The organism is Candidatus Tisiphia endosymbiont of Myopa tessellatipennis, assembly GCF_964031105.1.
Lineage (GTDB): Bacteria > Pseudomonadota > Alphaproteobacteria > Rickettsiales > Rickettsiaceae > Tisiphia.
This window is the reverse complement of the sequence record NZ_OZ035005.1, coordinates 919983-933417: the sequence shown is the minus strand read 5'-3', so window position 1 is coordinate 933417 and position 13435 is coordinate 919983. Positions and strand designations below refer to the sequence as shown.

General features: G+C 31.7%; 10 protein-coding genes and 1 pseudogene. 5 read left to right on the top strand and 6 right to left on the bottom strand.

Going from position 1 to position 13435, the window contains the following annotated elements:
- Positions 1–76: 76 nt before the first annotated feature.
- The gene (locus AAHN03_RS04700) at positions 77–721 is read left to right on the top strand and encodes an ankyrin repeat domain-containing protein (protein ID WP_342278287.1); all 645 of its coding nucleotides are present in this window, start codon (positions 77–79) and stop codon (positions 719–721) included.
- A gap of 489 nt (positions 722–1210) precedes the next feature.
- On the top strand, positions 1211–1624 hold the full coding sequence (locus AAHN03_RS04695; protein ID WP_341761512.1) for a helix-turn-helix domain-containing protein: 414 nt from the start codon (positions 1211–1213) through the stop codon (positions 1622–1624).
- 191 nt (positions 1625–1815) lie between these two features.
- Here the strand turns inward: AAHN03_RS04695 and AAHN03_RS04690 are convergent, their stop codons facing one another.
- Complete coding sequence (locus tag AAHN03_RS04690; protein WP_341761511.1) at positions 1816–2400, bottom strand: helix-turn-helix domain-containing protein; 585 nt, start codon at positions 2398–2400, stop codon at positions 1816–1818.
- Positions 2401–2824: 424 nt separating this feature from the next.
- Here AAHN03_RS04690 and AAHN03_RS04685 point away from each other — a divergent pair, with 424 nt between their 5' ends.
- The 3 genes and pseudogenes from AAHN03_RS04685 (at position 2825) to AAHN03_RS04670 (ending at position 4740) form a co-directional block, all read left to right on the top strand.
- Positions 2825–3160 (top strand): hypothetical protein, encoded by a 336-nt coding sequence (locus AAHN03_RS04685; RefSeq protein WP_342278286.1) that lies wholly within the window; start codon positions 2825–2827, stop codon positions 3158–3160.
- Positions 3161–3567: 407 nt separating this feature from the next.
- Positions 3568–3972 (top strand): annotated as a pseudogene (locus AAHN03_RS04675) (AAA family ATPase); the annotation flags it as partial.
- Complete coding sequence (locus tag AAHN03_RS04670) at positions 3955–4740, top strand: DUF4143 domain-containing protein (protein WP_342279186.1); 786 nt, start codon at positions 3955–3957, stop codon at positions 4738–4740. The pseudogene AAHN03_RS04675 and the gene AAHN03_RS04670, both read left to right, overlap by 18 nt.
- Positions 4741–4742: 2 nt before the next feature.
- On the opposite strand, the gene AAHN03_RS04665 is transcribed toward AAHN03_RS04670, so the two are convergent.
- The 5 genes from AAHN03_RS04665 to AAHN03_RS04645 all read right to left on the bottom strand — a co-directional run bounded on the left by AAHN03_RS04665 (position 4743) and on the right by AAHN03_RS04645 (position 13275).
- The gene (locus AAHN03_RS04665; protein ID WP_342278285.1) at positions 4743–6968 is read right to left on the bottom strand and encodes a DNA translocase FtsK; all 2226 of its coding nucleotides are present in this window, start codon (positions 6966–6968) and stop codon (positions 4743–4745) included.
- A 358-nt stretch (positions 6969–7326) separates the two neighbouring features.
- Positions 7327–7644: a cell division protein ZapA gene (locus AAHN03_RS04660; protein ID WP_342278284.1), complete on the bottom strand. Its 318-nt coding sequence runs from the start codon at positions 7642–7644 to the stop codon at positions 7327–7329.
- Between the two features lie 7 nt (positions 7645–7651).
- Positions 7652–7861 carry a hypothetical protein gene (locus tag AAHN03_RS04655; RefSeq protein ID WP_341762569.1) on the bottom strand — a complete coding sequence of 70 codons (210 nt, stop codon included), beginning with the start codon at positions 7859–7861 and terminating at the stop codon, positions 7652–7654.
- Positions 7858–8211 (bottom strand): helix-turn-helix domain-containing protein, encoded by a 354-nt coding sequence (locus AAHN03_RS04650; protein WP_342278283.1) that lies wholly within the window; start codon positions 8209–8211, stop codon positions 7858–7860. The genes AAHN03_RS04655 and AAHN03_RS04650 overlap by 4 nt, the downstream gene beginning before the upstream one ends.
- A gap of 6 nt (positions 8212–8217) precedes the next feature.
- Positions 8218–13275, bottom strand: coding sequence for an NAD-glutamate dehydrogenase (locus AAHN03_RS04645; RefSeq protein ID WP_342278282.1), 5058 nt, complete (start codon positions 13273–13275; stop codon positions 8218–8220).
- Positions 13276–13435: the final 160 nt, after the last annotated feature.

The following is a 13435-nucleotide window of genomic DNA, read 5'->3' as shown; positions in this document are numbered from 1 at the left end:
ATTTTACTGTAGTATGACCACAAATATCCGTTTGAAACGGATATTTGTGATATAAAAACTAACTGGAGGAATAAATATGACGTTTGGAACAGTGTGTAAGCAAGTTGTTGCTAAAATACGCTATGGTGGTTTAACTACTTTATTTGATAAAAATCCTTTATTTACAGCTGTAAAGACAGGTAATGTAAAATTAGTAAATCATTTAGTTACAAAAGGTAATGTAAATAATCAAGATAAAGACGGTAATACTATACTACATTATGCAACAGAACATAAGAACAATCCTAATAGTACTAAGATCACTGAAATGTTATTAGAAATGGCAGCAGATCCAAATATAGCTAATAAGGACACTAATACACCATTAGACATTGCTTCTATAAATGGTAATTATCCAAATGTTCGTCTATTAGAAGCATATGGTGCTAGAATTAAAAAACCAGATTTGTTTAAGGCACAGCTAGATAAGAATATACAGAAAGATATAAATGATTTTCGGGAATTATTGAACAAATCAATGGGTTTATCATCTGATGCTCATTTAAAAAAGATAAGTGATATTGTAGAATCCTTATATGAAGCAACAAGTCATGATTACACTACTGATTATTCATTTAATAATAAATGTACTACTATATACCAAACTGTACTTGATCGTGGTATTGGTGCAGTGTCTGTTCCATTGTCAGGGGTAGATGATGGACTATCTTTTGATTCTTAATGAAGTAAGTGGGTAGCAACTGGAAAATGGATGAAACATATATATACTCAGGTAGAACTTCAAGAATTGTCGGCGTCGTGTCAAAGGTCTGTGCTGCTCCGTTACTCATGTACGCTACGCCGCTCGACTTTGCTACTGCCTAGCTCTTCTTGAAGTTATACTATCGTCTACCCAACTCTTGAAATCATAGTAGTATACTCGATGAAAATCAAGAATTGCGTTGTCGTCTTCAGGGATCGTAGGTAGCCACGTACTAAATGTACGCCTAGCCCCTACAACTGTTGACAGTTATGGATGTCACCCCTAATGGCATACTGAGCCTACTATTAATTTATTACATCGATACTTGAGGTTATATTATAGACAAAAACAACAGCTAGAGCAGCAGAAACAATTAGAATTAACACAAAATAATGTAATTGGTATTTACTTTTTGATTATTATACCTTATATTTTAAAAATATTAATTTTATATACAAAGTATTACTTATGGCAAATTTACAGGCTAGACTTAATTCGTTAATGGCTCAAAAAAACATAAATGCTATAGATATAGAGAGGAAAACTGGACTAAGTAGAAATACTGTCTATAGCATTTTGTATGGTAGTTCAAAAAATCCTAGTGCTAATAATTTACAATTAATTGCAAAAGCCTTAGACATTAACTTGGAAGCTCTTGTTATTGATAATGAAATAAACCTCGAGATACTAACTGTTGATCAGATAAAAATTTTTAGCAAAGCTACTAGTGCAACAATTAATATATTAATTGAAAGAAACTTAAGTTTCTCATTGAGAAACCTTACAGCTCTAATAAAAGAAGTATATGAGTATGCTTTGAAGAAGCAGTCTGTTGATAATATATTTATAGATTGGATAATTGATAAATATCATAAACCTTAATTGTGTGGTTATAGACACGGTTACAAGATAATTGTCAGATGAATAAATTTATAGTGTACTCTTCTGATCCTACGAATTGTTTTTTGAGAATATCATTGATTCGCATGCGTAACTATACTATATATACTCTACGCCTTCTCACCATTCATTTTCAAATCATTTGAGTATGCCTGTCAGCAGCAACTAAAAATTCAATCAGAAGATTTACCATTGTCAGTATCTTTAGTAGGGGCAATTCTACCAACCATTTCATCTAGTGATATTTCAAAATAATCTGCTAGGGCTACTACAATTTGACTATTTAAAGTTTTTTGTTCCCTATTACTATTAACAAAACTATGTAAAGAGTTATTACTAAAACCTATAGTCATGCCTAATTTATATAAGTTTAAATTTTGTTTCTTTACCTTATCAATCAAAAACTTCTTTATATTAGAAGTGATGTCACTTGATGTAATTTTATAAAATTCTAGACTTTCTATATTAGGTAAAGAAATATATTCATTTCTTCCTACAACTTCATCCATAGAACACTTAAAGTAGTCAGCAATTTTCAATATATTACTAATAGTTGGGTTAGCTTTCAGACATTGCATAATATTAGTTACAGTAGAATAAGGAATGCCACTTTGTTCAGCAAAATCTTTTCTTGTTAATTTTAATTCATCAAACTTTTTTTTGAGGAATTCTTGTATTTGGTGAACAAGAGCCATATACTCAGAACAATTAAAATTTAAATACTCCCACCATAGAAATATTTTTTCTTGACACCTCAAAATAACTATAATAAACTAGCAAAATAGAATGAGATTATTAAAAAAGAGATCAATGATTATTGATTAATTTTTTAAAGCAAAGAATATACTTTTCTAAATCTCAAACTAAAAAACCAATATAATACTTAAGCTCTACTCTTAAATAAAGCTCAAGTATTATATTGAATATTATAGTTAACTGGTAAGTACTTTCAAGTTCGCAAAATTTCTAAGTACTTACTAGTAGCATTAATCAAATAGCATCAACTGCTATTTAAATAATAACCTTTTTATTGAGGTATTACTGTGATTATATACAAATTTCTTAGCCAAATCAACCCCAAATCAACTTATTTCAACCTCATTTATTTTTACAATCCTAGTAATACCATAATTCTATAATGTAAATGATATCAATCTTAGAACAATACAATGGAAGTAGAATATGTATTACCCACTATTAGTCATTCTATTATTCAGCATAATCATAGGGCAGATATTGTTAATTCTGTTATCTGTCAGGTGGTTTAGTAATATCCAGCTAAGCTATAACAATATTATTAGCATCAGTAAAGACTTCCCCAATACCTACATCAAGGCAAAAGATGAAATAGCACTATTGCATAAAGAAATAATAGAGTTAATTACTCTAACTACTAAGAAAGAGCAAGGTTTACATATGACGTTTCGTTTAGAAGAGATGCATATATGCATAGAAATGCTACTTAATGAATTTAGAGAGCTTACTAATACTACGTCACAGACCAAGGAGAAAAAATAATTCTTATAATAATCCTTGTATGTTCAAGATTCATTCAAGTATATATACTCTTCTGCTTTGAAAAATTGTTTTTTGAAAATATCATGGATTCGCATGCGTAACTATACTATATGTACGCCTAGCATGCTCACCATTCATTAGACTTCTTTCGAAACTCTACTTCTGCTGGTGATTTGTACGCGACGTCTGTACTCGAATCCTCACGTACATTAGAGTACGCTGCGGGTCGAGGTTTCGCGTCTCCTTCACACCCTTGCGCATAAGCGAGTTTCGAAAGAAGTCTATTTTCAAATCCAATTCTTCAAATCATTTGAGTATACCCTAACTCAATATATATAAAAATAAGAGACAAAGAGATATATTAGGAATATAATCTTCTAAATATCAGATTTATTAGGAATATATTCATGATTATCAAGAGATTTTTAAATTTAAAATTACCTGAGAAGCAATCTTGTTTTTTATGGGGGGCTCGTAAAACTGGCAAATCAACATATTTAAAAAAATGCTTTCCAAACGCTCTTTATATAGACTTACTGCAAGCAGATATATATCAAATTTATTTCCAACATCCGGAACGTTTAAGAGAAGAAATAAACGCACAAAATAAAGTATCTACTATCATTATCGATGAAGTACAAAAAGTACCTTTGCTTCTTGATGAAGTGCATCATTTAATAGAATCAAATAAGTTTTTGGCAAATAATTCTCTACAATTTATTCTTTGTGGATCAAGTGCAAGGCGATTAAAATCAACTGGAGCTAATTTACTTGGAGGTAGAGCTTGGAGATATATGTTTTTACCACTATGTTATCCTGAACTAAAAGAACTGAATTGGCATAAAATATGTAATCATGGGCTTATTCCAGACCATTATATAGCTTCGCAGAATATTCATAAATATTTAGCTTCGTATTTATATGATTATATTTTACCGGAAGTCCAGTTTGAGGCAAGTCTGAGGAAAAGAGAGGCTTTTGCTAGATTTTTAGAAATTATAGGAATTTCTAATGGTGAAATGATCAATTATAGTAATATTGCTCGGGATTGTGCAGTAGATGCAAAAACTGTTAAAACATATTTTGAAATATTAGAGGATATGTATCTTGGGTATCATTTATATCCTTATAGGTCACGTACTAAACGACAAATTATTACAGAAACACCTAAATTCTATCTTTTTGATACTGCTCTTGTTAATTATTTAAGAAAATATGAGTATCAAGAAATGATAGGATTTGAAGCTGGTAAAGCTTTTGAACATTATGTGTTTCTAGAATTTATAGCATATAAATATCTAAATGATAAAAGAGATCAGTTATGTTATTGGCGTACGAAGGAAGGTTACGAGGTTGATTTTATCGTACATGATAATGCATTTGAAGTTAAAATTTCCTCTTCTATACAAAAAAATCATTTAAAAGGACTTTTAGAATTTGCAAAAGAACATAATTTTAAATTACATGTTATTAGCTTAGAAAAAACAAAACGTGTAATCATATTAGAAAATAAAGAAATTACTATTTGGCCTATAAGAGAGTTTCTAGATATGTTATGGGGAAATAATATATGGCAGTGAACTTAATTTTCTGGCAATAATATTTCTCTCTTACCAGTATGGTTAGGAGGAGATATTACCCCATTTTGTTCCATTTTTTCAACAAGAGTAGCCGCTCTATTATAGCCAATTCGTAAACATCTTTGTATATAGCTAATTGATACTTTTCGTTCTAATTGTACGATTTGTACTGCTCTTTTATATAAAGTTTCATCACTGCTTGAATCATCTCCTAGACTCTCGCCATTTACTTCATCATCATCTAGTTGTTGGGTCACTGCTGAAATATATTCAGGCACTCCCGTGGATCTTAAATATTGGGTAACCTTCTCTACTTCTTTATCATCAACAAATGGACCATGCACCCTAGTAATCTTTGAAGAATTACCCATATAAAGCATATCTCCCATACCTAGTAACTGCTCAGAGCCTTGTTCACCAAGAATAGTTCTACTATCAATCTTAGAAGTTACTTTAAAACTGATACGACTTGGGAAATTAGCTTTGATTACCCCAGTAATAACATCAACAGAAGGTCTTTGAGTTGCCATGATGATATGAATACCTGCTGCTCTTGCCATTTGAGCTAGACGCTGTATTGACAATTCAATGTCTTTGCCAGCTACCAACATTAAATCAGCCATTTCATCAACAATTACTACAATGAATGGTAATTTCTCCATATTCATTTCAATTGTTTCATAGATAGGCTTACCAGTTTCCGGATCAAATCCTGTTTGAATAGTACGTTCTAATATTTTACCTGCCGATGTAGCTTCTGAAATTTTAGCATTATAACCTGCTATATTTCTTACCCCAATATTTGACATTGCCCTATAACGATTTTCCATCTCTTTTACCGCCCATTTGAGGGCTACCACTGCTTTGCTTGGCTCAGTAACCACTGGAGTTAGAAGATGTGGTATGCCATCATAGGTAGATAATTCAAGCATTTTGGGATCGATCATTATTAAACGGCATTCTTCCGGGGTATAGCGGTAAAGTAGGGAAATTATCATAGCGTTAATTGCCACTGATTTACCGGAACCTGTCGTACCAGCAACTAACAGATGGGGCATTTTTGCTAAATCTGCAACAAAAGGTTTACCAGCTAGATCCTTTCCTAAAATCAATGGTAGCATAATACTGCTATCTTGATATTCCGGTGTTTCGATTAATTCTCTTAGACAAAAGAATGCTCGTTGTTTATTTGGTAATTCAATACCTAAAACGTTTCTACCCGGTATTACGGCTATCCTAGTTGATATTGCCGATAAAGATCTAGCAATGTCATCTGATAAACCGATAATCCTAGAAGATTTAGTACCTGCAGCTGGCTCAAATTCATATAACGTTACCACTGGACCTTGGCTAATATTAATTACCTGACCTTTAACCCCAAAATCACCTAGAACAGTTAATAATGCTTGGGCATTATGTTGTAGTTCTGATGAAGTTTCTACTTTGATATTTTGGTTGTCAGCTTGTTTTAATAATTCGATAGGGGGCAAGTATGGTAATTCGCCATTTTCTTTTTTGAATGGAGATTGTTGTTTTGAAAAATGGGAGTGTATGTCATTATTTTTTTCTTGTAATGCATCTATTTTATGAGCATACGTTGCTTCTTCTTGATTAATAAAAGGTATCTTTTTTATCAAAACTTGTTTCGTTGACTTGGTATTTGTCGATATTGTAGGTAAAAGTATAAATTTTTTATAAGGTATTAGTTTAAATAATTTAATTATAACGATCCCAAAAACTGAAAATTTTATTTCAGTCAATAAAAATAATAAAATAAATGTAGTAATAATTAAAGCATAATCGGCTCTACTGTCCAATTGCTTGATTATTGGATAAATAATAGTACCTGTTGTCCCACCTGCACCTGCCGGTAAATAATTAATTTTTATATTAGTGCAGACTATCGATAATGATATAATTGACAGCAGCATCACAATTATCCTGACGGTAGCCCATTTTTTCTTTAAACGCCATACACTCAGAGACCAAAAAATACAACAAATTGGTAAAATAAAGGACGCTATACCAAAAAATTGGTAAAAAATATCTGCCAAATAAGCACCGAAATGACCTAATAAATTGCTAGGATATTTGTCTGTGACAGAATTAAAGGAAGGATCATTTGGATTATAAGTCACTAGTAATAGAGCAGTAGAACAACCCACCAACATTAATAAAGCAGACTGCACTCTATGATTAGTAAAAATTTTGTTTATGTAATATAGCACAAAAGTTGCCTAAAAAAATGAACCACTTTGGTCGTTGCCTAAAATCCTCAAAGAACCTGTATGTAAGGTGGAATCCATATATCTGTATAATAGATTCAGACAGGGACGGTTTCCTAATAATAAAAATTATAGTCCCGGGGCAATACGTTAAGCTCACGAACCAGGCAGCCCATTATAAACATTAGACCTCTTTTGAAACTCTACTTCTGCTAGTGATTTGCACGTGATACCGGTACTCTGCTCCTCACGTACATCAGAGTACGCTGCGGGTCGAGATTCCGCGTCTCCTTCACACCCTTGCGCATAAGCAAGTTTCGAAATAGGTCTATTGATGTTTCATACACGGGATTATATAATATCACTTTCCAATCTTTCTCGCAAGGTCTTCTAAATATTCTGCTATAGTACTTAACGTTTCTGCAAATTTTTCTTCTTCGGGAGGTATATTAGCACCATCAATTTTAGCAATTTTGTTAGTCAAGTTTTGTACTTGTTCCTGTAAACTCAATGCAGACATAACTAATAATAGTTCAAATGATGCTGATGGGTTAACTTTTTTTATCTGAGCAATATTTTCATTCAATCTGGCTGCAAGATTGCATAATTCTTCTCTTGATCCTTCACTACATGCGAGTTGGAAAGTTTTGTTACCAAGTAGTATTGTTACTATAGACATCTTTATTTTATGTATTTTTATGTTTTATTGCTTCAAGTTCAGCAATATATACGGCTATTTGCTCAAGTATTTTTGCATAATTATCCCTGAGCTGTTTATTTTCATCCTGCAGTTTATTGATTTCTTCATGTTGCCTAGCGATCTTTGACAAGAGACCTTCAAGACCTTGATCCACTTCTTGCATTAACTTAAGTAATAAATCATTAGTTATTTTCATTCAGATGATAATATTAAGTGATAAATTATTGGAATTATTATTAATATTAAAACAGAAATAATAATTAGTTGTTTTTTCCATTTATAGTCCAATATCATTGGATCTGACCTATTTCTGAGGTCAATATCTTTTGAAGATTCCTGCTTGTCTTTTTCACTGAGATTTACATCTATCCCTAAATAGTTTGAGTATAATTTAAGATAACCTTTTACATAAACTTCCGCTGGCATCGAACTAAAATCCTCCTCTTCAAGAGCTACCAAATATTGCTTCCTAATCTTCAAATAGCTAGATATTTCTTCAAGAGTTTTACCAGATTCTATTCTCGCTTGTTTTAGGGATGACGACATAACGCATTACTCAAGCTTACGCAAAAAAGTTTCAAATTTCTTGTTTGCTAAAATTAAAATATTTAAGTCAATAGTTTCTTGCAATCTAATTCCTTTTACAAAATCTAAAAAAATACATACGGCATCTATATTATTATCAATCCATAACTCTAAATCAATATTTAATTTAGAGTTGTTAATTATTTTAGTCAATAATTGTCTTTGTTTATCATATAAGTCATCTTTTAATGATTGAATTGATAATCTATTCCAGTAGGAATCATTTAGTTGTTTATCACAAGATTTACGAAGCCAATCAATACTAAATTTATTACCAGTAGTGAAATATAAATTAGCAACATCATTATTTTTAGCTTTTGTCTTTTTTGCAATATATATTATATCAAAGACAGACACTAGGCTGTCAAGAGTTGCAATCCTATGAGCTATTTCATCTGTCACTCCTGATAAAGTATATTGCTTAACTTTATTATCGAATTTATTTTTTGCTTCTCCTAAAAGAAGATTACCAACCACTTTACTAAGCATTCTAGCTGGTTCATAAAATTCATCAATGGTATTGCTAATATTGATAGGATGTTTTTTATGCTTTAGAAACCAAGAGATACCTCTACGCATAATTTTAGCAAGCTCAGTGAACATGTCAATTTTAACTTTATGATCTATATTACTTGCTAGAGATTCTATTATAGTCCATAGATTATCTAAATCAAAAATTTCACAGATAATAGTATACGAACGAACTATATCACAAAGAGCAGCCTGAGTTTCACGTTTTATAAGATTAAGTGATGGTCCGCCTAATTGATTGACAATTTTATTTGTTACAACGGTTCGAATAATTTCATGTTTAAGCGGATGAGCTAAAATTTCCTCACGGAACTTTTCTTGCATTAGTTTTGGAAAATAATTAATCAGATAAGATTCAAAATACTTATCTTTTGAAAATGTTGCTGTTATTAAATCATGATAGACTGAGCGTTTACTATAAGAAAGTAATACACAAAGCTCGGGGCGGGTCATACTTTCCTTATTAACTGTCCTTTTACTGAGTTCTTCCTGAGTTGGTAAGAACTCAACAGTTCTATTAATTAATTTTTCTTCTTCTAAAGTATCAATAAATTGGCTAAATATTCCGATAGTTGAGGTACTAGATAATTGCATTATATCAAGTGCCTGATTTTGCTTATAGTTATCAACTAGAACCAGTTCTTCGACGTGTTTTGTCATAGTAAATAAGAACTTATTACGTTCTTCTAAACTAATCTTCTTAGAGGACATAGCTTGATTAAGAGCAATTTTGATATTTACCTCATGATCCGAACAATCAACGCCAGCTGAATTATCAATGAAATCAGTATTTATTCTCCCACCTAGCTTGCTATACTCTATTCTACCTTGTTGTGATACACCAATATTTCCACCTTCTCCTATTACTTTAGCTCTGATATCTTTACTATTGACTCTAAGATTATCATTTGCCTTATCGCCTATCTCTAGGTGATTTTCCGTTGAAGCTTTTATATAGGTTCCTATACCGCCATTCCAAAGCAAATCAACTTCTGCTTGTAGGATAGCTCTAATCATATCTTCAGGAGATGATTCGCTAATGTCTAGTTTTAGCAATAACTTGGCTTCTAGGGATAATGATATAGACTTACTGCTTCTCTCAAAAATTCCGCCACCTTTTGAAATTAATTGTTGATTATAGTCAGACCAATTTGATGTAGGTAAATTGAATAGTCGCATACGTTCATTGAAACTAATAATTGGATCAGGTTGTGGATCAATAAATATATGTTTATGATTAAATGCCGCAACAAGTTTTATGGTATTAGACCTAAGCATGCCATTACCAAAAACATCCCCAGACATATCGCCAATACCAACAACAGTAATAGGGTCTTTTTGTACATCAATACCCATAGCATGGAAATGGCTTGCTACAGAAATCCAAGCTCCCTTTGAGGTAATAGCCATTTTCTTATGATCATAACCTACTGATCCACCGGAAGCAAAAGCGTCGCCTAACCAAAAATTATATTCAGCCGACACACTATTTGCATAATCCGAGAACGTTGCCGTACCTTTATCGGCTGCAACCACTAGATATGGATCTTCTTGGTCGTAGATAATAGTATTTTTTGGCTGAATAACTTTACCATCAATTATATTGTCAGTGATATCAAGTAATCCACGGAGAAAATTTTTATAACACTGCACCACTCTTGCCATATATTCTTGGCGAGTCATATTATCATCAGTGAAATTAACGAAAAATCCACCTTTTGAGCCAACAGGTACAATAACTGAATTTTTGGTCATTTGTGCTTTCATTAGTCCTAATACTTCTACCCTATAATCCTCACCTCTATCAGACCATCTAATACCTCCGCGAGCGACGACGCCTCCTCGTAAATGGATAGCTTCAAAATCATTATCGTAAACAAATATTTCGGCAAATGGTACTGGCAAAGGCAGGTGAGGAACTTTTTGCGAGTCAAATTTAAAAGAAAAATAATTTTTACTGACTGTATTATGCTTGTTAGCTGAATTTTTTAAGTCATTAGAGCTAGGCTGATAACAGTTAGTTCTTATAATAGCTTCAATAATATCAAACATCTGTCTTAAAACCTTGTCCTCACTACTGCTAGTAATTGTATTAAGATAGTTAAAGATACTATCTTTTATAGTTTTTGAACGTATACTCTTCTGCTTTGAAGAATTGGTTTTTGCAAATACTTGCGGGGTATTCGCGTACTCACGTACTTCATGTACGCCTAGTTCGCTCACCCCTTGTTTGTTGTCCCCATTCTCCAAATCATTTGAGTATATATCTGAGAAATTTGCTGGATTAAATTTAGCATCAAACAAATCAACTAACATTTTAGTATATAAAAAATGCTTTATTAAGGTCAACTGAACATAGCCCTTGCCATAGATAAAGCCAGTTTGATGTAAATATCTAGTTAATGCTTTAACCAATTTAACTTGCCACCAATTAAAACCCGATAATACTATTAATTTGCTCAAAGAATCATTAGCCAAAAGTCCAAGATATATCTTATCTAGAGCCTCTTCTACGTTTGCTTTAAGTAAATCAATATCACTTTTAATAGTTATCAATGCTTCGAGAGTGAACTCATATATCCAACTTTCTTCAATATAGTCAATTGATGAGAAGTTGGTGACGTCGTCACTCGTCGCTCGCCTATTACATATAGGCGTCGCTCCATCGCTCCTAGCACCAAATCCTCCTGAATTGACTATATCTCCTGCTCCTTTTATGGCAAAGCTTTGTTCATTTATAGCTTTGAATCCTAAATTTTCTATAGATGGTAGTAAGTCTGAGAGAGCTAATTTAGGCGTCGGGCTGTAAATTTTTAGCTGGAACTCTGTATTATTTATAACAATTAAATTAAATATCGGTTTGTGATAAATACTAGCCTCTTTTAAATACTCAATATCTATTAAAGCTGTTTGTCCATTAAATTTTTCTCTATAGTCGATAGGAAAAATTGGGTCAAAAAGCTTAAAATTTACCCCACCTTGGTATTCACCAAATTTTTTACATAACTCTTGGTAGAAATCTTCACTCCAACGAGTGGAGAGTTTATCTAATTCTTGCTCTATTAGTTCAACATCAAAATCAATATTCTTTTTACCCTGTACCTCCAACGTAACAAATAAATATGAAAAATTTTCTACCACTTCTGCAGTATAATCTGAAAGTATTAGACCACTAAGTATATTTGATAAATAATAATTTATGCTACTATGTACTTCTAGTGTCAAACGATCTCTTGGTAGAAATATTATGATATTAATAAACGAACCAGACCAATCTTGTTGAATAAATAATTTAAGTTTTTTACTCGTTATCCCTGAAAGTACATGTAAGCACATACAGTATAAATCACCTTCATCAATCTGTATCAAAGCTTCTTTAGGCAGAGATTGAATTATATTTTTAAGTTTCTTGGTATTATATCCACCAATCGGGAAAGCGGCTTTATCTACAACAAATTTTAGTTTTTGTCTCAGTATAGGAATATCAGTAACTAATTGATAATACATTGCAGAGCTATATAAGCCAAAAATTATACTACCTGAGTGATATTTTTTATCCTGATCAATTTTCTTAATTAAAATATAATCTACTAAGTTACTTCTATGTACCTTTGATAAGATATTAATTTTACCTAAAATAATTAGTTTATTTTCATGTAATGAATTTGCTGAGCGTTCGATAATATCAATAACCTCACCACTATCTTGCCATATCTTTTTGACCCCATCTTCTGATGAGAAGTCTTTAGAGGTGAGATCAAAGTTAATCATACCTAGGAAAGTAAAATTATCATCTTTTAACCAATCTAAGAAATTTGTAGATTCATGATAATCTAAATGATTGTCATTATATAATTGCTGATTATTTTGGATATCGTTTGAAATTAACGTCACTCTGTTTAAGATTTTAGACCATACATTATAAGTAGTATCTATCTGATCTAGAACTTCATTTAAAGCCATTTCCAAAGAGCTAATATCTTTTTGATCAAAACTCCCTAGAATAGTGATATGGACTAAAGATTCCACTCTATCTTTCTTTATATCCAATATTTCTTGTAAGTGACCATCATTGTTCCTTACACAAGCTATAATAGGATGAAGTAAAAATTTAGCTTTTAAACTTAGGCTTGTTAATAAACAAATGATCGAATCAACTATAAATGATTTGTCATCATTCAGTAGCAGAATATTAATTGCAGGATCATTTTCAATTACTGTACTGACAATCTGCAACTTTCTTTTATCAGGCTGTTTTTCTTGAAAGAACTGAAAGGCATTATTTATAAACTCACCAAATAATTCTTGTCTATCTCTAAATCTATAGTCTACAGGGATATAAACTAGAAATTTTTGTACAAACTTACTATAAAGAGGGGTGCTATAAAGTGGATTCCCACTTTTTGTTGTACTTAGTGATAAAATTTCTGATTTATAATTAGGCACTTGACAAGTAAGCTTACTCAAAGCTAAAGATGTCTTTTCTATTGTCATAGTTGTTACCAAACTTTATAATTGTTGCAATAGAGATATACTCTTCTGCTTTGAAGAATTGTTTTTTGAAAATATCATGGATTCGCATGCTCATGTACTAATATGTACACTCCGCTTGCTCACCATTCATTTTCAAATCCAATTCTTCAAATCATTTGAG